This is a genomic window from Pseudomonas schmalbachii (assembly GCF_017589465.1).
GTDB classification, from domain to species: domain Bacteria; phylum Pseudomonadota; class Gammaproteobacteria; order Pseudomonadales; family Pseudomonadaceae; genus Pseudomonas; species Pseudomonas schmalbachii.
On the sequence record NZ_JAELYA010000008.1, the window covers coordinates 254,690 to 277,174 of the forward strand.

Sequence of the window (22,485 nt, forward strand, 5' to 3'; positions counted from 1 at the left end):
AGTCAGTGCCGTGCCCGCGCGGCAAGTACGGCGCCCAGCGGTTATGCTTCGCGCTGGAACTGCCGACGAGACAGCGCGTGACCGCCACATCTTCTGCCGAACATCATTCCGACCTGCAGGGCCTCTGGCTGGCCGAGGCCCTGCGCCTGCGCGAGGAACATGCCGGGCCGCTGGAGGACAGCGAGGCTTGCCGTCAGGCGATCGTCCAGGGCGGCTCGCTGACCCGGCGGATTCTCACTCGCGCCGCCAACCTCGCTCGCCGCGATGGCGTCGATGCGGCGCAGACGGCCTGGCGCCAGGGTGCGCACCTGGCGCTCTGGCTCATGCTGGCGCTGGCCCTGGTCAGCGGCGGCGGACTGGCGCTGGCCGCGCTCGGCGACGGGCAGCGGCCGGTCAATGTGTTCTGGGCGCTGGCCAGCCTGCTCGGGCTCAACCTGCTGATGCTGTTCGGCTGGGCGGTGGGCTTCTTCGCCGGTGGCGAGGCGGCCGGTGCGCTCGGGCGCCTGTGGCTGTGGCTGAGCGGCAAGCTGTCCCGCGATGCCCGCGCCGCGCAACTGGCGCCGGCGCTGCTGGTGCTGCTCGGCCGCCAGGGGCTGACGCGCTGGGCGCTCGGCCTGCTGGTCCACGGTCTGTGGACGGTCGTCCTGCTGGCCGCGTTCGGCGTGCTGCTGGCCCTGCTGGCGACGCGGCGCTACGGCTTCGTCTGGGAAACCACCATCCTCGGCGGCGATACCTTCGTCCTGCTCACCCAGGCGCTCGGTGCGTTGCCGGCGCTGCTTGGCTTCCCGCTGCCGGACAGCGAGCTGATCCGCGCCAGCGGCGATGCCGCGCTGACCAGCGAGGCCGCCCGGCATGCCTGGGCCGGCTGGCTGGTGGGCATCCTGCTGGTGTACGGCGTGCTGCTGCGTTTCGGTCTCTGGTTGTTCTGCCTGTGGCGCTGGCTGCGCGGCCGCGCGCGGCTCGACCTGGATCTCTCGCGGCCCGGCTACAGCCTGCTGCGCGAGCGCCTGATGCCGGCCAGCGAGCGCCTCGGCGTCAGCGATGCCGCCCCGGATGTGCTGGTCGAGCCGCAGGCGCAGTCGCCCGCCAGCAGTGCCGACGGCGCCGTGCTGGTGGCCGTCGAACTGGACGACCGGACGCCATGGCCGCCCCATCTGCCGCATGGCGTGGCGGACGCCGGTAACCTCGACGATGGCGCCCAGCGCCGCCGCCTGCTCGAACAGCTCACCCGTTATCCGCCGGCGCGCCTGGCCATCGCCTGCGACCCGCGGCGCTCGCCGGATCGCGGCACCCTGGCGCTGATCGCCGAGCTGTCGCGCTGCGCCGCCGCTACCCGCGTCTGGCTGCTGCAGCCGCCGTCTGGCGAGGTGCTGGACGCCGATCGCCTGGGCGACTGGCATGCCGCCATCGAGCGCCTGCAACTGCCGCACTCGTCGGCTTCCCCCGTCGGCTGGCTGGAGGCCGGTCATGACTGATCCGCTGAAACTCGCCGTGGTCGGCCATACCAACGTCGGCAAGACTTCGCTGCTGCGCACCCTGACCCGTGACGTGGGCTTCGGCGAGGTTTCGCATCGGCCGAGCACCACGCGGCATGTCGAGGGCGCGCGCCTGTCGGTGGACGGCGAGGCGCTGCTGGAGCTGTACGACACGCCGGGCCTGGAGGATGCCATCGCCCTGCGCGACTATCTGGAAACCCTGGAGCGCCCCGGCGAGCGCCTCGATGGCCCGGAGCGGTTGCGGCGCTTCCTCGACGGCAACGAGGCGCGCGGGCGCTTCGAACAGGAGGCCAAGGTGCTGCGCCAGTTGCTGGCGTCCGATGCTGGGCTGTATGTGATCGATGCCCGCGAGCCGGTGCTGGCCAAGTATCGCGACGAGCTGGCGGTGCTGGCCGGCTGCGCGCGGCCGCTGTTGCCGGTGCTGAACTTTGTTGCCAGTCCCGGCCATCGCGAGGAGCAGTGGCGCGAGGCGCTGTCCCGCCTCGGCCTGCATGCGCTGGTGCGTTTCGACAGCGTGGCGCCGCCGTTGGACGGCGAGCGGCGCCTGTATGAAAGCCTGGCGCTGCTGCTGGAGCGTGCCCGTCCGCAACTGGATCGGCTGGTCGCCGACCACGAGGCGCAGGCCATGGCGCGCCGCGAGGCGGGGGCGCGGCTGATCGCCGAGCTGCTTATCGATGTCGCCGCCTGCCGCAGCCTGGTCGAATCGGGCGACGCCGCGGTGCTCGCCGCCACCGAGGCGATGCGCGCGAAGGTGCGCAAGCGCGAGGACGCCTGCGTCAAGGCGCTGCTCAGCCTGTACGCCTTCCGCAAGGACGACGCCCGCGCCGCCGACCTGCCGCTGCTGGACGGCCGCTGGGGCGACGACCTGTTCAACCCGGAAACCCTGCGCCAGCTCGGCATCCGCCTGGGCAGCGGCGTGGCGGCCGGGGCGGCGGCGGGAGCGGGGATCGACCTGCTGGTCGGCGGCATCACCCTCGGCGCTGCCGCCGCGCTCGGCGCGCTGGCCGGCGGCGCCTGGCAGACGGTCGGGCATTACGGCGGGCGCCTGCTCGGCAAGCTCAAGGGCAGCCGCGAGCTCAGCGTGGACGACAGCGTGCTGCGCCTGCTCGCCCTGCGCCAGCGCCAGTTGCTGACGGCACTGCAGGCGCGCGGCCATGCGGCGGTGGAGGCGATCCGCGTGGACTCGCCGGAGGACCGCCAGTGGCGCGAAGGCAAGCTGCCCGACGCCCTGCGCCGGGCACGCGCGCATCCGGAGTGGTCGACCCTGAACGGCAACGCGCGGGTCGAGCGCAGCGAGCGGCAGGAGCAGGTGGCGCGGCTGGCGGGGCAGTTGTTGGAGCCGTGAGCGGACGATTTCTACGGCACGACGCACATCTGTAGGAGCGAGCTCTGCTCGCGAAGCTTCTGCGGGGCCGATCTTCGCGAGCAGAGCTCGCTCCTACACAAAATCTCAACGCCAACGTGAGGGCGGCCAGCAACGTAGGGCGGGTGCAACCCGCCAAACCCGGCACGATTGCCATAAATGGCGGGTTGTTCAAGCGAGGTCGATCAACTCCACTTCCGCGCGGCCGTGGTGGATATGCAGGATCGCCAGGGTGATCGGCAGCTTGAAGCGCCGTGGTCCGGCGCTGCCGGGGTTGAGGTGGAGCACGCCGTCGCGGATTTCGTTCAGCGGCTTGTGCGAATGCCCGGCGATGACCACGTCGATGCCCTCGGCGCGCGGGTCGAGGGCGAGTTGCTTGCGGTCGTGGATCAGGTACAGGCGCACGCCGCCGACGTCCAGTTGCAGGGTTTCCGGAATCCCGTCGGCCCAGGCGTCGGTGTCGTTGTTGCCGCGCACCACGTCGAGCGGCGCCAGTTCGCCCAGGGCAGCGAGAATGTCCGGCTTGCCGATGTCGCCGAGATGCAGCAGCCGCTCGCAGCCGCGCAGCGCTTCGATGGCTTGCGGCCGCAGCAGGCCGTGGGTGTCGGCGATCACGCCGATGCGGATGGAGTCGCTCATCCGGGCAGCATAAACGACGACGCCACCCGAAGGTGGCGTCGCGTTAACGGCACGGCTCGACTCAGAAGAGTACGCGGCTGCGGATGGTGCCGTTGACGTGCTGCAGCTTCTCCAGCGCCAGGTCGGAGTACTCGGCGTCGACGTCGATCACCACGTAGCCGACCTTGTCGTTGGTCTGCAGGTACTGGCCGGAGATGTTGATGCCGTTGTCGGCGAACACCTTGTTGATCTCGCTCATCACGCCCGGGATGTTGGCGTGGATGTGCAGCAGGCGGTGTTTGCCCGGGTGCGACGGCAGGGCCACTTCCGGGAAGTTGACCGAGGAAACCGAAGTACCGTTGTCGCTGTACTTGACCAGCTTCTCGGCGACTTCCAGGCCGATGTTGGCCTGTGCTTCGGCGGTGGAGCCGCCGATGTGCGGAGTCAGGATCACGCGATCCAGGCCACGCAGCGGGCTCTCGAACTCCTCGTCGTTGGACTTCGGCTCGACCGGGAACACGTCGATGGCGGCGCCGATCAGGTGTTCGTCCTTGATCGCATTGGCCAGGTGGTCCAGCTCGACCACGGTGCCGCGCGCGGCGTTGATCAGGATGCCGCCCTTCTTGATGGCGCGGATTTCCTTCTCGCCGATCATCCACTGGGTGGACGGCAGCTCCGGCACGTGCAGCGAGACGATGTCGGACATGCCGAGCAGTTCGTGCAGGCTGCCGACCTGAGTGGCGTTGCCCAGCGGCAGCTTGGTCACCACGTCATAGAAGTAGACCTGCATGCCCAGGGCTTCGGCCAGGACCGAGAGCTGGGTGCCGATCGAGCCGTAGCCGACGATGCCGAGCTTCTTGCCGCGGATCTCGAAGGAGTTGGCCGCCGACTTGATCCAGCCGCCGCGATGGCAGGATGCGTTCTTCTCCGGGATGCCGCGCAGCAGCAGGATGGCCTGGGCCAGGACCAGTTCGGCAACCGAGCGGGTGTTGGAGTAGGGCGCGTTGAACACCGCGATGCCGCGCTCGCGGGCGGCGTTCAGGTTGACCTGGTTGGTGCCGATGCAGAAGCAGCCGACAGCGATCAGTTTCTTGGCGGCGTCGAAGACCTCTTCGGTCAACTGGGTGCGGGAGCGGATGCCGATGAAGTGTGCGTCGGCGATCTTTTCCTTCAGTTCGTTATCGGAGAGGGCGCCCTTGAGGTACTCGATGTTGGTGTAGCCGGCGGCCTTCAGGGTGTCCACGGCATTCTGGTGAACGCCTTCGAGGAGGAGGAATTTGATCTTGCTCTTGTCGAGAGAGGTCTTGCTCATCTGCGTAAACCTGTTGTCCCGTGGGAAATTGACTTGAACTGAACAGCGCGGATGGAACCGGCCGGCACCTGGCAGCTCGGCGCCAGGTGGCACTCTGCGTGGGGTGCGTATGCTAGCATGTTCTCCCTTTTCCTTGCCCGGTTACGACCTGAGCGGTTCTCAGGACGACCATGAGCCAAATGAGAGTTCCCGAATGACCCGCGAAGCCCTGATCGAATCGCTGAAGCCCCTGGTAGAGCCCGGCAAGCTGCTCACCGACGCCGATTCCCTCGATGCCTACGGCAAGGACTGGACCAAGCATTTCGCCCCGGCGCCGCTGGCCATCGTCTTCCCGAAGACCATCGAGCAGGTGCAGGCCGTCGTCCGCTGGGCCAACGAGCACAAGATCGGCCTGGTGCCCTCGGGCGGCCGTACCGGCCTGTCCGCCGCCGCCGTCGCGGCCAACGGCGAGGTAGTCGTGTCCTTCGACTACATGAACAGGATTCTCGACTTCAACGCCTTCGACCGCACCGTGGTGTGCCAGCCGGGCGTGGTCACCAAGCAGCTGCAGACTTTCGCCGAGGAAAACGGCCTGTACTATCCGGTGGACTTCGCTTCGTCGGGTTCCAGTCAGATTGGCGGCAACATCGGCACCAATGCCGGCGGGATCAAGGTGATTCGCTACGGCATGACCCGCAACTGGGTGGCCGGCATGAAGGTCGTCACCGGCAAGGGCGACCTGCTGGAACTGAACAAGGACCTGATCAAGAACGCCACCGGCTACGACATGCGCCAACTGTTCATCGGCGCCGAAGGCACCCTGGGCTTCGTGGTCGAGGCCACCATGCGCCTGGAGCGCACGCCGAAGAACCTCACCGCGATGGTCCTCGGCACCCCCGACTTCGACTCGATCATGCCGGTGCTGCACGCCTTCCAGAGTAAGCTCGACCTGACTGCCTTCGAATTCTTCTCCGACAAGGCGCTGGCCAAGGTGCTGGCGCGCGGCGACGTGCCGCCGGCCTTCGAGACCGACTGCCCGTTCTACGCGCTGCTGGAGTTCGAAGCCACCACCGAGGAAGTCGCCAACGAGGCGCTGGCCACCTTCGAGCACTGCGTCGAGCAGGGCTGGGTGCTGGACGGTGTGATGAGCCAGAGCGAGCAGCAACTGCAGAACCTGTGGAAGCTGCGCGAGTACATCTCCGAGACCATCTCGCACTGGACGCCGTACAAGAACGACATCTCGGTCACCGTGGCCAAGGTGCCGGCCTTCCTCAAGGACATCGACACCATCGTCGAAGCCAATTACCCGGACTTCGAAGTGGTCTGGTTCGGCCACATCGGCGACGGCAACCTGCACCTGAACATCCTCAAACCGGAAAACCTGTCCAAGGACGAGTTCTTCGCCAAGTGCGCTACCGTGAACAAGTGGGTGTTCGAAACCGTGCAGAAGTACAACGGCTCGATCTCCGCCGAGCACGGCGTGGGCATGACCAAGCGCGATTACCTGGGCTACAGCCGTTCGGAAGCCGAGATCGGCTACATGAAGGCGCTGAAGGCGGTGTTCGATCCGAACGGGATCATGAACCCGGGCAAGATTTTCCCGGTCTGACCGCATCTCGCGTAGGTTGGCGCTGAACGCAGTGAAGCCCAACGATGGCGATGTTGGGCTTCGCGTTGCTCAGCGCCAACCTACGTATCGGCCAGGTGCGTAGAACCCGTAGGGCGGGTGGAACCCGCCACCGCGATGGCGGGTTCCACCCGCCCTACAGGAGTCATTCATGAGCTACCAGCACCATTACAGCGACGGCACTCTCATCCACTTCCCGCTGGGCAAGGTGGTCTGCGTCGGCCGCAACTACGCCGAGCATGCGAAAGAGCTGAACAACCCGATCCCGACCGAGCCGCTGCTGTTCATCAAGCCGGGCTCCTGCGTGGTGCCCAGCGAAGGCGGTTTCAGCATTCCCGAGGATCGCGGCTCGGTGCACTACGAGGCGGAAATCGCCGTGCTGATCGGCAAGCCGCTGTCGCGTCACCCGAATCGCGAGGAAGTGCTGGATGCCATTTCCGGCTACGCCCCGGCCCTGGACCTGACCCTGCGCGACGTGCAGGCGAAGCTGAAGGAAAAGGGCCTGCCCTGGGAACTGGCCAAGTCTTTCGACGGCGCCTTCGTGCTGGCGCCGTTCGTCAACGCCGACCAGTTCCCCGACCCGACCGATATCGGCATCCGCCTGAGCATTGACGGCGAGGTGCGCCAGGACGGCAACAGCCGCGACATGCTCAATCCCATCGTGCCGCTGATCCAGTACATCTGCGGACACTTCTCGCTGCAGCCCGGCGACGTGGTTTCCACCGGTACGCCGGCGGGCGTCGGTCCGCTGCAGCGCGGCAGCGAACTGGTGCTGGAGCTTCCGGGTACCAGCCGTTTCGAAAGCCGGGTATTCTGATTCCTTTGGCGGAGGCGGGCAGTGTCCTGCCTCCAGCGGGAACCTTTCCCGCGCGCAGAGCATCTGACGGCTTCCTCTGTCCGTCACCTGGCATACCCGACTACAAGAGCCGTCAATGAACAAGGCCTTCTCTCCTTCCCGCATGCGCCGGCTATGGCTGGCATTCTTCGCCGCATTGATCGTATTCGGCATCCTGGCCCGCTACTTCCACTGGGACGACCGCGCCGAACTCTGGCTGCAGGAGCAGGGCACCAGCCAGCAGGTGCGCGACGAGAGCATCTGGCTGCCGGGCTATCGCGCGGTGATCCAGGGCAAGCAGCTCAAGGGTGGCCTGGAGGGCGAGGAACCTTCCGATCTGGCCTATAACCCGCTGACCCGCACGCTGTTCACCGTCACTGGTACCAATCCGATGCTCGCCGAGCTGTCGCTCGATGGCGAAGTGCTGCGGGTGGTGCCGTTGCTCGGCATGTCCAATCCGGAGGGCGTCGCCGTGCTGGAAAACGGCAACGTGGCTGTCACCGACGAGCGGAGGAACACCCTGACGATCTTCCGTATCGATCCGCAGAGCCGCGAGTTGCGCACCGAGCGCCTCACCGAGTTCGACCTGGGCATTGTCATCAGGAAGAACAAGGGCTTCGAGGGCATCGCCTGGGACCCCCGCCAGCAGCGCCTGCTGCTCGGCCGCGAGCGTGATCCGAAGAGCCTGTTCAGTTGGTCCAGCGACGGCAGCCCGAGCCTGGCCGGCAGCATGCAGCCGCTGCCCAGCGAGCAGCTGTACATGCGCAACGTCTCGGCGCTCAGCGTCGATCCGCGTACCGGGCACGCCCTGGTGCTGTCGGCGGAATCGCACCTGCTGCTGGAGCTGGACGAGAACGGCGAGCCGGTCAGCTTCATCAGCCTGCTTGCCGGGCTGAATGGTCTGAATAACAGGATTCCGCGCGCCGAGGGCGTGGCCATCGACGAAAACGGCACCATCTACATGGTCAGCGAACCCGACCTGTTCTACGTCTTCCGCCGCGAACCGGCAGAGGGGGAAATAAGCGCCGCGGCCAACCAGGCGGAGCTTAAGGTTGGCTTAAGCGCGATTTCAGACTCGTTTCAGCAGTCCGATCTAAGCTGGACTCATCGAAACCAGCCCGGAGGCTAATTCATGAAACTTCGCCATCTTTCCCTGCTTGCCGCTACTACCCTGTTCTCCGCTGCCACCATCGCCGCCGGCTACACCGGTCCGGGCAGCGACGCCGCCGCGCCGGCCGCCCCTGCCCAGGTCACCACCGTCAAGCAGGCGCAGTCCGCCGCCGATGACACTCCGGCCGTTCTGGAGGGCATCATCACCAAGCGTCTCGGCGGGGAGCACTATGAGTTCAAGGATGCCACCGGCACCATCCAGGTTGAGATCGATGACGATGACTGGCCGGCCGGCGCCGGGGTTTCCGAGAACACCAAGGTGCGTTTGACCGGTGAGGTCGACCACCACAGGCAGAAGGCGACCGACATCGACGTGGACCGGGTGGAGCTGGTCCAGTAATCCGACCCCGTCTCATCGAAGAGCGCGCCCGGCCAACGCCGGGCGCGCTCTTTTCGTTTCCGCACCCTGGAGGTTCTTAAGCCTGGCTTAAGGCCCGGTTAAGTCTGGTTTCAGCACGGTTGCGTAATCTGGCTTCAACGAAACCACAGAAGAGGCCACCGCCATGAAACTCCAGCAACTCTCCCTGCTCATCGCCGCAGGCCTGTTCTCCACCCTTACCCTGGCTGCCGGCTATACCGGTCCGGGTGCCGCGGCGGTGACCACGGTCAAGGCCGCCATGGACGCTTCCGACGACACGCCGGTGGTCCTGGAGGGCAAGATCACCAAGCGCATCAAGGGCGATATCTACGAGTTCCAGGATGCCACCGGCAGCATGAAGGTCGAGATCGATGACGAGGACTGGCCGGCGGCGGACATCAACCACATCACCCGCGTGAAGCTGTTCGGTGAAGTGGACCGCGACCTGATCGGCCGCGAAATCGACGTAGAGCGGGTGGAACTGATCCAGTAAGAAACGGTTTGTGCTGAACCGCGCCGAGCTACCGAGACAGCCGGCGCGGTCTTTTTTTTGGTTCTTCGCGTTCCCCGCTATACGACTGGCGCGCTTCGGCTGAGGAAGCGTCTGTAGGAGCGCCCCATGGGCGCGAATCGCGGGCATGGCCCGCTCCTACACTTCGGGCAGGCCGAGCGAAACTCGTCGCTTCTGCCGTCCCCGATAATCCGCGATGAACCTTTTTTCACTCGTCAGCCGTTGGTTTCGTAGCCCTGCAGCACGTTCACCGCGTTGATGCCGATCTCCTCCACTGCATAACCCCCCTCCATCACGAACAGCGTCGGCAGGCCGAGCTTGCCGATCTGCTCGCCCATGCGCAGGTAGTCCGGACTGTCCAGCTTGAACTGCGAGATCGGGTCCTCCTTGAAGGTATCCACACCGAGGGAAACGATCAGCACGTCCGGGCCGTAGGCGGCGATCTGGCGGATGGCGGCCTGCAGCGCCAGGCTCCACACCGACCAGTCGCTGCCCGACGCCAGCGGATAGTTGAAGTTGTAGCCCTCGCCGACGCCCCGGCCCTTCTCGTCGGCATAGCCGAGGAAGTACGGGTACTCGAAGCGCGGATCGCCGTGGATCGAGGTGAACAGCACGTCGGCGCGGTCGTAGAAGATGTCCTGGGTGCCGTTGCCGTGGTGATAGTCGACGTCGAGGATCGCCACGCGGCTGGCGCCCTGGTCGAGCACCGCCTGGGCGGCGATGGCGGCGTTGTTGAAGAAGCAGTAGCCGCCCATGTAGTCGGCCGAGGCGTGGTGGCCCGGCGGACGGCACAGGGAGAACACCGAGCGGGCGCCCTTGGCCAGTTCCGCCTGGCCGGTCATGGCGACGTTCACCGAGCTGGTGATGGCCTGCCAGGTGCCGGCGGTGATCGGCGCGCCGGCGTCGAAGGAGTAGTAACCGAGGCGGCCGTCGATGCTGTCCGGCTCCCGCTGCTGCAGGCGCCGGTTCGGCCAGGCGATCGGCAGCATGTCGTGGGTGCGCCCGGTGGCCACCCAGTCGCGCCAGGCATGCTGGAGGAAGCGCACGAAGCCTTCGCTGTGCACCCGCAGGATCGGATCGAGGCCGAAGTCGCGGGGCGCCTGGATTGCGCCGAGATTCACCGCCTTGACGCGGTCGAGGACCATGTCGGCGCGGCTGGGTTTTTCGTAGCAGGGGGTGAACTGGCCGTCGATCAGTTCGTGCTGGCCGTGGTGCAGGCGATGGTCGTCGCTGTAGATGGTCAACATCGGGGATTTCCTCGGGCGCGTTGGAACATGCGGCAGCCCTCACCCCAGCCCTCTCCGGGGGGAGAGGGGGCGGTCAGGCGTGGGCCGGGTTGCGGAGTGGGTTATTTCTTCAGCTTGGTCCAGACCTTGGCGCGCAGGGCCATGGACTTCGGCGAGCAGAGCTGGAAGGCCTTCAGGCGGTCGAGCTTGTCCGCCGGCGTGTTGATCGCCGGGTCGTCGAACAGCTCCTTCTCCATGAACTTCTCGGAGCCTTCGATGGCGTTGTTGTACTTGGCGAAGTTGGAGGCCGCGGCGATGTTTTCCGGCAGCAGCATCCAGTTGATGAAGGCGTGGGCTTCCTTGACGTTGGCGGCGTCCTTGGGAATCGCGAAGTTGTCGATGAACAGGCGGATGCCTTCCTTCGGATAGACGTAGACCAGGCTGGCGCGCTGGGCGTGGGCGCGGTGGAAGGCGCCGTTCCACTGCTGGTGCATGCTCACTTCGCCGGCGGCCATGCGCTCGATGGTGCCGTCGCTGTTGTACATGGCCAGCATCGGCTTCTGCTTGAGCAGCAGGTCGAGGACCTTCTCGGCCTGCTTGGGATCCTCGGTGCACTCGTCGACCCCGGCGAGGTAGGTCGCCGGCGGCCACAGGTCGTCCATCGAGTTGAGCGCGACGACCTTGCCCTTCAGGTCCGCCGGCGGCTCGAAGAACGGCTTCCAGCTTTCCTCCAGCCTGCCGCCCGGCACCTGGGCGCTGTCGTAGCTGTAGCCCGTGGTGCCCCACAGGTAGGGCATGGTGTAGTCGTGGCCGGGGTCGTAGCTGAGGGTCCTGAACTTCTCCTTCAGGTTCGCCGCGTTCGGCAACTGCGACTTGTCGAGCTTCTGCAGCAGGCCTTCCTTCACGAAGATTTCGATGAAGCTGTCCGACGGCACCACCACGTCGTAGGAACCGCCGCCGGCCTTGAGCTTGGCCAGCAGGGTTTCGTTGCTGTCGTAGGCATCCAGGGTGGCGTGGATGCCGGTGTCCTTCTCGAACTTCTTCAGCAGCTCCGGCGGGTAGTAGTCCGACCAGTTGGCGAAGTGCAGGGTGCCTTCGGCCTGCGCCTGTCCGGCCAGCGCGAGGCCGGCGAGGAGGGAAAGCGCGAGCGGGGTGCGGCGGAATTTCATCGGTGAAGCTCCTTGTCCTGTTGTTATGGGAGGCAGTCAGCGACGGCGTTGGCCGACGTAATACGACAGCGCTACGAACGCTATGGATATCAGAAGGATGATCGACGAAATGGCATTTATCTTCGGCGATATCCCCATTCTTATGGCGCTGAAGATGTACACCGGCAGCGTCGTGGCACCGGCGCCGGCGACGAAGTAGGTGATGACGAAGTCGTCCATCGAGATGATGAAGGCGAGCATCGCCCCGGACAGGATGCCCGGCATCAGCAGCGGGAAGGTCACCCGCCAGAACGCCCGCCACGGCGAGGCGTAGAGATCGGCGGCGGCCTCCGCCAGGCGCGGGTCCATGCCTTCGAGACGGGCGCGGATCGGCAGGTAGGCGAAGGGAATGCAGAACACCACGTGGGCGATGAGGATGGTGAACAGCGACAGCTTCAGGCCGATGAAGGCGAAGAACATCAGCGTCGCCACCGCCGTGACGATTTCCGGCACCAGCAGCGGCAGGCCGAGCACGCCATTCATCAGGCCCTGGCCGCGGAAGCTGCGGCCGCGCATGCCCAGCGCGGCGAGGGTCGCCAGGCTGGTGGAAATCAGCGTGGCGAGGCTGGCGACGATCAGCGAGTTCTTCGCCGCGCGGATGATCTCCGGATCGTCCGCCACCACCGAATACCAGCGCAGGCTGAAGCTTTCCCACATGGTCGCCGACTGGCCACTGTTGAAGCTCAGCACCACCAGCACCACGATCGGCACGTAGAGGAAGGCAAAGAACAGCCAGGCCACCGGGCGCACGCCGGTGAAGCGCCAGAGCGGATTCAGCGAGTTCATGGGTGACCTCCGGCAGCGCCCGGCTTGAAGCGCAGGCTGTAGATCAGCATCGCCAGCAGGACGAAGGCGAGCAGGGCGAAGGACAGCGCGGCGCCGAACGGCCAGTTGTGCGCGCTGCCGAACTGCAGCTGGATCAGGTTGCCGATCATCAGCGACTTACCGCCACCGAGCAGCTCGGGAATGATGTAGCTGCCCAGCGACGGGATGAACACCAGGATGCAGCCGGCGACGACCCCCGGCATGGCCAGCGGGATGATGATCCGCTTGAGCGCCTGCCAGCGGTTGGCGCCGAGGTCGAAGGCGGCTTCCACCAGGCGCCAGTCCATCTTCTCCAGGCTGGTGTAGACCGGCAGCACCATGAACGGCAGGAAGGTGTAGAGCAGCCCGATCACCACTGCCGTGTCGGTGTAGAGGATGCCCAGCGCCTTGTCGGAAAGACCCAGGCCATGCAGGCCGGCATCCACCAAGCCGCCGTTGCGTAGCAGCAGGATCCACGCGTAGACGCGCACCAGCAGGTTGGTCCAGAACGGTACGGTCACGAGGAACAGCAGCAGGTTGCGCCGCCGCTCATCCTGCAGGGCGAGGTAGAGCGCGGTGGGGAAGCCGATCAGCAGGCAGCCGGCGGTGGTGAGGATCGACAGCCAGAACGAGCGCTGGAAGATGCCCAGGTAGTCGACGTTGAAAGTCAGGCTGTCGTCGAGGTCGCGTTCCCAGAGGAAGTTGATGTAGGCCTCGACGCTGTGCTGGCCCCACTTCACGCCACCGTAATCACCGGGCGCCTGGACCGAGACGGCGAACATGATGCCCAGCGGAACCACCAGGAACACCAGCAGCATGAGCATCGCCGGGCTGGTCAATGCCAGGCGCTGGCGCAGGCTCCTGCGTTCGGCCTGCATGCGGAGGGTCAGCGCGCTCATTCGGCGAGTACCCGTATGGCGTTGGCGGGTACCCGCACCCGTACTTCGGCGCCGGGCGCATGCAGGGAGCCGGCGCCTTCGCGGTTCTGCTGGCGCACGCGGAAGCCGCCCTGGCCGGCGACGCGCAGGTGGTACACGGTGTCGGTGCCGACGTAGACGATGTTCTCCACGATTCCGGCGAGCTGGCCGTCGTGGGCGAGTTCGGTGCGCTCCGGACGGATCGCCAGGGTGACCTTGCCGGGCAGCGTGGTGGCGGCGGGGATGAGCTGGCCGTCGGCCAGGCGTACGCCATCGGCCTGGGCCTCGCCTTCGAGGAAGTTGGTCTCGCCGATGAAGTCGGCGACCAGGCGGTTCACCGGCGCCTCGTAGATCTCCGTGGGCGTGCCGACCTGCATGACCTTGCCGCGGCTCATCACCGCAATGCGGTCGGACATGGTCAGGGCTTCTTCCTGGTCGTGGGTGACGAAGATGAAGGTGATGCCGGTCTCGTGCTGCAGGCGCTTGAGTTCGATCTGCATTTCCTTGCGCAGCTTGAGGTCCAGCGCCGACAGCGATTCGTCGAGCAGCAGCACCTTGGGCCGGCTGGCCAGCGCGCGGGCGAGGGCGATGCGCTGCTGCTGGCCGCCGGAAAGCTGGTCGGCGCGGCGCTTGCCGACGTCCGGCAGGCGCACCAGTTCGAGCATGGCGGTGACGGTCTTTTCGATCTCGTCGCGTGGCTTGCCCTGCATCTCCAGGCCGAAGGCGATGTTCTCCGCCACCGTCATGTGCGGGAACAGCGCGTAGCTCTGGAACACGGTGTTGACCGGGCGGCGGAAGGGCGGGAGGCCTTCCATGGGGTCGCCGTAGAGGCGGATGCTGCCGGAGGTGGGTTGTTCGAATCCGGCGATGAGGCGCAGCAGGGTGGTCTTGCCACAGCCGGAGGGGCCGAGGAGGGTGAAGAATTCGTTGGAACGGATATCCAGCGACACATCGTCCAGGGCCTTCAGCCCCTGGCCGGGCGTACCGAATTCCATGCCTATCCGCTCGATGGCGATCGCACTGGTCATGCTCGATACCTGCAGGCAAGCTATTGTTATTGTTGAGGTTTTCGCTCTCTGTAGGAGCGCTTCACCTGGCTGCGGATCGATAATGAACGCGGTCTTGGAGCGGCAGAACGATAGATCAGGCCAATAAGGGATAAATCAGGCCAAGTTGGTAGTACGGCTTTCGTGGATGGGTTCCCGTAGGTTGGCGCTGAGCTTGCGAAGCCCAACAGTGCCACGACGAGCAGATGTTGGGCTTCGCTGCGCTCAGCCCAACCTACGTGGCGTTCGCGGCTTCATGTCGCAGCCGAAAGCAAGCCTGATGAAACACCTCGACACAACTGCGCGGCTCGGTGGCAAATGATATTTCTTATCATTTCCTGTCTTTCATCAGTTCAGGGGATGCAACATGCAGGTTCGTCATGGATTGTTCGCCACTCTCATGCTCGCCACATTGGCCGGTACAGCGCAGGCGGCCGACGAGGTGGTGGTCTACTCCTCGCGTATCGACGAGTTGATCAAGCCGGTGTTCGATGCCTACACCGCCAAGACCGGCGTCAAGGTGAAGTTCATCACCGACAAGGAAGCCCCGCTGATGGCGCGGATCAAGGCCGAGGGCGCCAACACGCCGGCCGACCTGCTGCTCACGGTGGACGCCGGCAACCTCTGGCAGGCCGAGCAGATGGGCATCCTGCAGCCGTTCGACTCGCCGGTCCTCGACGCCAACATCCCGCCGCAGTACCGCTCCAGCACCGACAGCTGGACCGGCCTGTCGCTGCGTGCGCGGACCATCGCCTACTCCACCGAGCGGGTGAAGCCGGAGGAACTGACCACTTACGAAGCGCTGGCCGACAAGAACTGGGAAGGCCGTCTGTGCCTGCGCACGTCGAAGAAGGTCTACAACCAGTCGCTGACCGCCACCCTGATCGAGACCCACGGCGCCGAGAAGACCGAGCAGATCATCAAGGGCTGGGTGAGCAACCTGGCCACCGACGTGTTCTCCGACGACACCGCGCTGCTCCAGGCGATCCAGGCCGGCCAGTGCGACGTCGGCCTGGTCAACACCTACTACTACGGTCGCCTGCACAAGGAGAACCCGGGCCTGAAGGTCAAGCTGTTCTGGCCGAACCAGGCGGACCGCGGCGTACACGTCAACCTGTCGGGCATCGGCCTGACCAAGTATGCTCCGCACCCGGATGCGGCGAAGAAGCTGGTCGAATGGATGACCAGCAGCGACGCCCAGGGGCTGTTCGCCAGTCTCAACCAGGAGTTCCCGGCCAACCCGAAAGTCGCGCCGTCCGAAGAGGTCGCCGCCTGGGGAGCGTTCAAGGCCGACAGCATCCCGGTGGAAGTCGCCGGCAAGCGCCAGGCCGAGGCGATCAAGCTGATGGACCGCGCCGGCTGGAACTGACGCTCTTGCGGTTGCGTCGATGACATCGTTCCCACGCTCCTGCGTGGGAACGCCGCCTTCGACGCTCCTGCGTCGAGCCGGAGCCTGCCTCGGGACGCGGGAGCGTCCGGGGATGCATTCCCACGCGGGAGCGTGGGAACGATTGATTCATCCACGCGCCCCGGCCCAAGCCGGGGCTTCGTGTTTTCCGATACTGAGGTTTTCGTGGCCCATCCCGCTCCCCGTTGCTGGTATCCCATCGTCTTCGCCATCGCCGCCCTGGTGGTGCTGCCGCTCAGCGTGCTGGCGCTGAGCTGGGCGGAGATCGACGGGGAGATCTGGCAGCACCTGTGGGACACGCAGATGCCGCGCCTGCTCGGCAATACGGCGGTGCTGGTGCTCGGGGTGGGCGTCGGTGTGACCGTGCTCGGCGTCAGCCTGGCCTGGCTCACCAGCCTCTGCGAATTTCCCGGCCGGCGCTGGCTGGACTGGGCGCTGATGCTGCCGTTCGCCATTCCGGCCTATGTGCTGGCGTTCGTCTTCGTCGGCCTGCTGGACTTCGCCGGGCCGCTGCAGACGCTGCTGCGCGAGTGGTTCGGCAGCGGCTTCCGGATGCCGCGGGTGCGTTCCACCGGCGGGGTGATCCTGGTTCTGGTGCTGGTGTTCTACCCCTACGTCTACCTGCTCGCGCGCACCGCCTTCGTCGCCCAGGGCAAGGGCCTGATGGAGGCCGCGCGAGTGCTCGGGCTGTCGCCGTGGGCGGCGTTCTGGCGGGTCGCCCTGCCGATGGCGCGGCCGGCCATCGGCGCCGGCGTGGCGCTGGCGCTGATGGAGACCCTGGCGGATTTCGGCGCGGTCTCGGTATTCAACTTCGACACCTTCACCACCGCCATCTACAAGACCTGGTACGGCTTCTACAGCCTTTCCAGCGCCACCCAACTGGCCAGCCTGCTGCTGCTCGGGGTGATCCTAGTGCTGCTCGGCGAGCGCTACACGCGCAGCCGTGCCGCCGCGCCCAGCGAGCGGCCGCGCGGTGCGGCGCTGTATCACCTGCGCGGGGGCAAGGCGCTGGCCGCCAGTGCCTGGTGCGGCCTGGTGTTCCTCTGCGCCTTCGTCGTGCCGGTTCTGCAACTGGTGGCCTGGTGCTGGCAGCGCGGCCGCTTCGACCTCGACGAGCGCTATGTCGGGCTGATCCTGCACAGCCTCTACCTCGGCGCGCTGGCTGCGCTGGTGACGGTGGCGCTGGCACTGCTGCTGGCCTTCGCCCGGCGGGTGGCGCCGAACCGTCCGGTGCGTTCGGCGGTCGGCCTGGCCAACCTCGGCTACGCGCTGCCCGGCTCGGTGCTGGCGGTGTCGATCATGCTGGCCTTCAGTTGGCTGGACAATCACTGGGTGATCCCCCTTTCCACCGCCCTCGGCGGCGCCGGCAAGCCGCTGCTGCTGGGCAGCCTGCTGGCGCTGCTGCTGGCCTACCTGATCCGCTTCATGGCGGTGGCCTACGGTCCGCTGGAAGGCGGGCTGGAGCGCATCCGGCCGTCGCTGGCGGAGGCCTCGCGCAGCCTCGGAGTCGGCGGAGTGCGGCTATTCTTCAGTGTCTATCTGCCGCTGCTGGTGCCCGGCGCGCTGAGTGCGGCGCTGCTGGTGTTCGTCGACGTGCTCAAGGAAATGCCGGCGACCCTGCTGATGCGGCCATTCGGCTGGGACACCCTGGCCGTGCGGGTATTCGAGATGACCAGCGAAGGCGAGTGGGCACGCGCGGCACTCCCGGCGCTGAGTCTGGTGCTGGTCGGACTTTTCCCGGTGATCGGTCTGATCCGTCGCTCCGCCCATCCGCACGAACGCTGAGAATCTGTTTACGATCTTGCGAGCCTGATCCCAACGCGACATGGCCGACGCGCAGAAGATCGTAGGCAGGTTCCGGGATTCGACTGTCGGACAAGGTGTCCGGAGTCCCTGCTTGCGGCTACAATGCGCGCGTTTCGTGCGGGCCAACCTTGCGCTCCGCACCCGCCACGCCCGGAAGGAGATCACCCATGGGACAGCGCACCCCGCTCTACGACCTGCATGTAGCACTTGGCGCGAAGATCGTCGATTTCGGCGGTTGGGACATGCCTCTGCACTATGGATCGCAAGTCGAAGAGCACCACCAGATACGTCGCGATTGCGGCGTGTTCGACGTTTCCCACATGACCGTGGTCGACGTCACCGGTCCGCAGGCCAAGGAATACCTGCAGCGCCTGCTGGCCAACGACGTCGAGCGCCTGAAGGAACCCGGCAAGGCCCTCTACAGCGGCATGCTCAACGATAACGGCGGGGTGGTCGACGACCTGATCGTCTACCTGGGCATCTACGGCTACCGCGTGGTGGTCAACGCCGCCACCCGCGACAAGGACATGGCCTGGATGCAGGCGCATACCGAAGGTTTCGAAGTATCCCTCAACGAGCGCGCCGACCTGGCGATGCTCGCCATCCAGGGCCCGAACGCGCGGCAGAAGACCGCCGAGCTGGTCACTCCCAGCCGCGCCGCGCTGATCAATACGCTGGAAGTCTTCCAGGGCGTCGCCGATGGCGACTGGTTCATCGCCCGTACCGGCTACACCGGTGAAGACGGCCTGGAAATCATGCTGCCGGCCGAAGAGGCGCCGGGCTTCCTCAACGAACTGGTCGGCGCCGGAATCTCTCCCGCCGGCCTCGGCGCGCGCGACACCCTGCGCCTGGAAGCCGGGATGAATCTCTACGGTCAGGACATGGACGAAACCGTCTCGCCGCTGGCCGCCAACATGGGCTGGACCATCGCCTGGGAACCCGCCGAGCGCGACTTCGTCGGCCGCAAGGCGCTGGAAGCGCAGAAAGCCGCCGGCGACCAGCCGAAACTGGTCGGCCTGGTGCTGGAAGAGCGCGGCGTGCTGCGCGCTCACCAGGTGGTGCGGGTCGCCGGCATCGGCGACGGCGAAATCACCAGCGGCAGCTTCTCGCCGACCCTCGGCAAGTCCATCGCCCTGGCCCGCGTACCGAAGGCCACCGGTGACCGCGCCGAAGTGGAAATCCGCGGCAAGTGGTATCCGGTTCGCGTGGTTCGAGCGAATTTCGTGCGTCACGGCAAAGCCCTGATCTAAATTGCATAGGCGGCCCGTGTCGCCGTCGCCCAGTCCTCGAGGAAAACAACATGAGCAATATCCCCGCAGATCTGCGTTATGCCGCCAGCCACGAGTGGGCGCGCCTGGAAGCCGACGGTAGCGTTACCGTGGGCATCTCCGACCATGCCCAGGAAGCCCTGGGCGACGTGGTCTTCGTCGAACTGCCGGAAGTCGGCAAGAGCCTGGCTGCCGGTCAGGAAGCCGGTGTGGTCGAGTCGGTGAAGGCCGCCTCGGACATCTACGCTCCGGTCGCCGGTGAAGTGATCGCCGTCAACGAAGCGCTGGCCGACACCCCGGAGAACGTCAACAGCGATCCGTACGGCTCCTGGTTCTTCAAGCTGAAGCCGGCCGACGCCGCCGAGCTGGACAAGCTGCTCGACGCCGACGGCTATCGCGCGGCCTGCGACGCCGAAGCCTGATCGTCCGCTATCCTTAACGAGGCCTCGATTCGTCGGGGCCTCGTTTTTTAATCATTCCGGCAGACCGCCAGGCCAATCCGGAAGACTGCACAGTTCGAGACCGACACCATGTCGAAAAGCCCTTCGCTTTCCCAGCTGCACCAGCCAGACGCCTTCCTCAGCCGCCATCTCGGCCCCGATCAGGCCGAACAACAGGCGATGCTGGAAACCCTCGGCGTCCCCAGCCTCGATGAGCTGGTAGTCCAGACCGTGCCGCCGGCGATCCTGCTGAACCGTCCGCTGGATCTGCCCGCCGCCCTCGACGAACAGGCCGCGCTGGCCAAGCTGAAGGGCTACGCACAGCAGAACCAGATCTGGACCAGCCTGATCGGCACCGGCTACCACGGCACCATCACCCCCACGGTGATCCTGCGCAACGTGCTGGAAAACCCGGGCTGGTACACCGCCTACACCCCGTACCAGCCGGAAATCGCCCAGGGCCGCCTGGAGTCGCTGCTGAACTTCCAGCAGCTGACCATCGACCTCACCGGCCTCGACCTGGCCAGCGCCTCGCTGCTCGATGAAGCCACTGCCGCCGCCGAAGCGATGGCCCTGGCCAAGCGCGTGGCGAAGGCCAAGAGCAATGTGTTCTTCGTCGATGCCAACTGCCATCCGCAGACCATTTCCGTGGTGCAGACCCGCGCCGATGCCTTCGGCTTCGAAGTGGCGGTCGACGAAGTGGAAAACCTAGGCAGCTACGACGTGTTCGGCGCGTTGCTGCAGTACCCGGATACCCGCGGCGAAATCCGCGACCTGCGCGGCCTGATCGCCGACCTGCATGCCAGGCAGGCCATCGCCTGCGTCGCCGCCGACCTGCTCAGCCTGCTGCTGCTCACCCCGCCGGGCGAGCTCGGCGCCGACGTGGTGCTCGGCAGCGCCCAGCGCTTCGGCGTGCCGATGGGCTACGGCGGCCCGCACGCGGCGTTCTTCGCCTGCCGCGACGAATTCAAGCGCGCCATGCCGGGCCGCATCATCGGCGTATCCCGCGATGCCCGCGGCAACACCGCGCTACGCATGGCCCTGCAGACCCGCGAACAGCACATCCGCCGCGAGAAGGCCAACTCCAACGTCTGCACCTCGCAGGTGCTGCTGGCCAACATCGCCAGCCTGTACGCCGTCTACCACGGCCCGCAGGGCCTCAAGCGCATCGCCCAGCGCGTGCAGCGCCTGACCGCCATCCTCGCCGCCGGCCTGGACTCCAAGGGCATCAAGCGAGTCAACAAACACTTCTTCGACACCCTGACCCTCGACGTCGGCGCCCAGCAGGCGGCGATCCTCGAACGCGCCCGCGCCGCCCGCTACAACCTGCGCATCGTCGGTGAAGACCGCCTCGGCATCAGCCTGGACGAAACCAGCAGCGCCGCAACCGTCGCCAGCCTGTTCGACATCGTGCTCGGCGCAGGCCATGGCCTGGAAGTCGAGAACCTGGACGCCAACGCGGTGGCCGACGGCATTCCGGCCGAACTGCAGCGTGCCTCGGGTTACCTGACTCACCCGGTGTTCAACCGCCACCACAGCGAAACCGAGATGCTGCGCTACCTGCGCCAGCTCGAAGGCAAGGACCTGGCGCTGAACCAGGCGATGATCCCGCTCGGCTCCTGCACCATGAAGCTGAACGCCACCAGCGAGATGATCCCGATCACCTGGCCGGAGTTCGCCAACCTGCATCCCTTCGTGCCGCGCGAGCAGGCTGAAGGCTACCGGCTGATGATCAACGAGCTGGAAAGCTGGCTGTGCGCGATCACCGGCTTCGACGCCATCTGCATGCAGCCGAACTCCGGCGCCCAGGGCGAATACGCCGGCCTGCTGGCGATCCGCAAGTACCACGAGAGCCGCGGCGACGCGCACCGCAACATCTGCCTGATCCCGGCCTCGGCGCACGGCACCAACCCGGCCTCGGCGATCATGGCAAGCATGCGCGTGGTCATCGTCGAGTGCGACAAGCAGGGCAACGTCGACCTCGAAGACCTCAAGCGCAAGGCCGAGGAGGCTGGCGAGCAGCTGTCCTGCCTGATGATCACCTACCCGTCGACCCACGGCGTGTACGAGGAAGGCATCCGCGAGATCTGCGAGGTCATCCACAGCCACGGCGGCCAGGTCTACATGGACGGCGCCAACCTCAACGCCCAGGTCGGCCTGGCGCGTCCGGCCGATATCGGCGCCGACGTGTCGCACATGAACCTGCACAAGACCTTCTGCATCCCGCACGGCGGCGGCGGCCCGGGCATGGGCCCGATCGGCGTGAAGGCGCACCTGGCACCCTTCGTTGCCAACCACCCGGTGGTGCGCATCGAAGGCCCGAACCCGCTGAACGGCGCGGTGAGCGCGGCGCCCTGGGGTAGCGCGAGCATCCTGCCGATCAGCTGGATGTACATCGCCATGATGGGCCCGCAGCTGGCCGACGCCACCGAAGTGGCGATCCTCAACGCCAACTACGTGGCGGCCAAGCTCGACGGCGCCTTCCCGGTGCTCTATCGCGGCCGCAACGACCGCGTCGCCCACGAGTGCATCCTCGACCTGCGCCCGCTCAAGGCGCAGACCGGGATCAGCGAGGAAGACGTGGCCAAGCGCCTGATGGACTACGGCTTCCACGCGCCGACCATGTCCTTCCCGGTGCCCGGCACGCTGATGGTGGAACCCACCGAGAGCGAGTCGAAGCACGAGCTGGACCGCTTCATCGAAGCGATGCTGGCCATCCGCGCGGAGATCGCCAAGGTGGAGGAAGGCGTGTGGCCGGCCGAGGACAACCCGCTCAAGCGCGCGCCGCACACCCTGGCCGACGTCACCGGCCTGTGGCAGCGCCCGTACGAGATCGCCGAGGCCGTCACCCCGACCGAACACACCCGCGCCTTCAAGTACTGGCCGGCGGTGAACCGCGTGGACAACGTCTACGGCGACCGCAACCTGTTCTGCGCCTGCGTACCGGTGGACGACTACCGCGAGTGAGTGCGTGAGCTGTGAACGAGGCCGCCTTTGGGCGGCCTTTTTCATGGACAACTCTGTGCTGGACACACGCCCTCACCCTAACCCTCTCCCAAAGGGAGAGGGGACTGTGCAGTGTCAGGTGAAACT

General features: G+C 66.3%; 19 protein-coding genes. 12 read left to right on the forward strand and 7 right to left on the reverse strand.

Annotated elements, in window-relative coordinates:
• The first annotated feature begins 77 nt into the window (after nt 1-77).
• Nucleotides 78-1,475: a DUF2868 domain-containing protein gene (locus JFY56_RS20075; RefSeq protein ID WP_408004438.1), complete on the forward strand. Its 1,398-nt coding sequence runs from the start codon at nt 78-80 to the stop codon at nt 1,473-1,475.
• The gene (locus tag JFY56_RS20080; RefSeq protein ID WP_208315811.1) at nt 1,468-2,841 is read left to right on the forward strand and encodes a GTPase/DUF3482 domain-containing protein; all 1,374 of its coding nucleotides are present in this window, start codon (nt 1,468-1,470) and stop codon (nt 2,839-2,841) included. Before JFY56_RS20075 ends, JFY56_RS20080 begins: the two co-directional genes overlap by 8 nt.
• A gap of 189 nt (nt 2,842-3,030) precedes the next feature.
• Here JFY56_RS20080 and JFY56_RS20085 read toward each other — a convergent pair whose 3' ends face one another.
• Both JFY56_RS20085 and serA read right to left on the reverse strand, forming a co-directional pair.
• Complete coding sequence (locus JFY56_RS20085) at nt 3,031-3,498, reverse strand: metallophosphoesterase family protein (RefSeq protein WP_208315812.1); 468 nt, start codon at nt 3,496-3,498, stop codon at nt 3,031-3,033.
• Between the two features lie 61 nt (nt 3,499-3,559).
• Entirely contained in the window at nt 3,560-4,789 is a 1,230-nt protein-coding gene (gene serA, locus JFY56_RS20090) for a phosphoglycerate dehydrogenase (protein WP_208315813.1), read from the reverse strand.
• 193 nt (nt 4,790-4,982) lie between these two features.
• Here serA and JFY56_RS20095 point away from each other — a divergent pair, with 193 nt between their 5' ends.
• The 5 genes from JFY56_RS20095 to JFY56_RS20115 all read left to right on the forward strand — a co-directional run bounded on the left by JFY56_RS20095 (nt 4,983) and on the right by JFY56_RS20115 (nt 9,251).
• Nucleotides 4,983-6,377 (forward strand): FAD-binding oxidoreductase, encoded by a 1,395-nt coding sequence (locus JFY56_RS20095; protein ID WP_208315814.1) that lies wholly within the window; start codon nt 4,983-4,985, stop codon nt 6,375-6,377.
• Nucleotides 6,378-6,546: 169 nt separating this feature from the next.
• The gene (locus tag JFY56_RS20100) at nt 6,547-7,212 is read left to right on the forward strand and encodes a fumarylacetoacetate hydrolase family protein (protein WP_208315815.1); all 666 of its coding nucleotides are present in this window, start codon (nt 6,547-6,549) and stop codon (nt 7,210-7,212) included.
• A gap of 142 nt (nt 7,213-7,354) precedes the next feature.
• Complete coding sequence (locus JFY56_RS20105) at nt 7,355-8,359, forward strand: SdiA-regulated domain-containing protein (protein ID WP_408004443.1); 1,005 nt, start codon at nt 7,355-7,357, stop codon at nt 8,357-8,359.
• Nucleotides 8,360-8,362: 3 nt separating this feature from the next.
• Nucleotides 8,363-8,740: a NirD/YgiW/YdeI family stress tolerance protein gene (locus JFY56_RS20110; protein WP_208315817.1), complete on the forward strand. Its 378-nt coding sequence runs from the start codon at nt 8,363-8,365 to the stop codon at nt 8,738-8,740.
• Nucleotides 8,741-8,903: 163 nt separating this feature from the next.
• The gene (locus JFY56_RS20115; protein WP_208315818.1) at nt 8,904-9,251 is read left to right on the forward strand and encodes a NirD/YgiW/YdeI family stress tolerance protein; all 348 of its coding nucleotides are present in this window, start codon (nt 8,904-8,906) and stop codon (nt 9,249-9,251) included.
• Nucleotides 9,252-9,484: 233 nt separating this feature from the next.
• Here JFY56_RS20115 and JFY56_RS20120 read toward each other — a convergent pair whose 3' ends face one another.
• The 5 genes from JFY56_RS20120 to JFY56_RS20140 form a co-directional block, all read right to left on the reverse strand.
• A complete protein-coding gene (locus tag JFY56_RS20120; protein WP_208315819.1) occupies nt 9,485-10,516 on the reverse strand; it encodes a histone deacetylase family protein in 1,032 nt (343 codons plus the stop codon).
• A 101-nt stretch (nt 10,517-10,617) separates the two neighbouring features.
• On the reverse strand, nt 10,618-11,664 hold the full coding sequence (locus JFY56_RS20125) for an ABC transporter substrate-binding protein (RefSeq protein ID WP_208315820.1): 1,047 nt from the start codon (nt 11,662-11,664) through the stop codon (nt 10,618-10,620).
• Nucleotides 11,665-11,700: 36 nt separating this feature from the next.
• On the reverse strand, nt 11,701-12,489 hold the full coding sequence (locus JFY56_RS20130) for an ABC transporter permease (protein ID WP_208315821.1): 789 nt from the start codon (nt 12,487-12,489) through the stop codon (nt 11,701-11,703).
• Nucleotides 12,486-13,406 (reverse strand): ABC transporter permease, encoded by a 921-nt coding sequence (locus tag JFY56_RS20135; protein ID WP_208315822.1) that lies wholly within the window; start codon nt 13,404-13,406, stop codon nt 12,486-12,488. Before JFY56_RS20135 ends, JFY56_RS20130 begins: the two co-directional genes overlap by 4 nt.
• Nucleotides 13,403-14,452, reverse strand: a complete 1,050-nt coding sequence (locus tag JFY56_RS20140) for an ABC transporter ATP-binding protein (RefSeq protein WP_208315823.1) — start codon at nt 14,450-14,452, stop codon at nt 13,403-13,405. The genes JFY56_RS20135 and JFY56_RS20140 overlap by 4 nt, the downstream gene beginning before the upstream one ends.
• A 418-nt stretch (nt 14,453-14,870) precedes the next feature.
• Here JFY56_RS20140 and JFY56_RS20145 point away from each other — a divergent pair, with 418 nt between their 5' ends.
• The 5 genes from JFY56_RS20145 (at nt 14,871) to gcvP (ending at nt 22,359) form a co-directional block, all read left to right on the forward strand.
• On the forward strand, nt 14,871-15,839 hold the full coding sequence (locus JFY56_RS20145) for an extracellular solute-binding protein (RefSeq protein ID WP_208315941.1): 969 nt from the start codon (nt 14,871-14,873) through the stop codon (nt 15,837-15,839).
• A gap of 204 nt (nt 15,840-16,043) precedes the next feature.
• Nucleotides 16,044-17,663 carry an ABC transporter permease gene (locus JFY56_RS20150; RefSeq protein ID WP_208315824.1) on the forward strand — a complete coding sequence of 540 codons (1,620 nt, stop codon included), beginning with the start codon at nt 16,044-16,046 and terminating at the stop codon, nt 17,661-17,663.
• Nucleotides 17,664-17,851: 188 nt separating this feature from the next.
• Nucleotides 17,852-18,934 carry a glycine cleavage system aminomethyltransferase GcvT gene (gene gcvT, locus JFY56_RS20155; protein ID WP_208315825.1) on the forward strand — a complete coding sequence of 361 codons (1,083 nt, stop codon included), beginning with the start codon at nt 17,852-17,854 and terminating at the stop codon, nt 18,932-18,934.
• Nucleotides 18,935-18,984: 50 nt separating this feature from the next.
• Nucleotides 18,985-19,374 carry a glycine cleavage system protein GcvH gene (gene gcvH / locus JFY56_RS20160; protein WP_208315826.1) on the forward strand — a complete coding sequence of 130 codons (390 nt, stop codon included), beginning with the start codon at nt 18,985-18,987 and terminating at the stop codon, nt 19,372-19,374.
• A gap of 108 nt (nt 19,375-19,482) precedes the next feature.
• Entirely contained in the window at nt 19,483-22,359 is a 2,877-nt protein-coding gene (gcvP, locus tag JFY56_RS20165) for an aminomethyl-transferring glycine dehydrogenase (protein ID WP_208315827.1), read from the forward strand.
• The last annotated feature ends 126 nt before the right edge of the window (nt 22,360-22,485 follow it).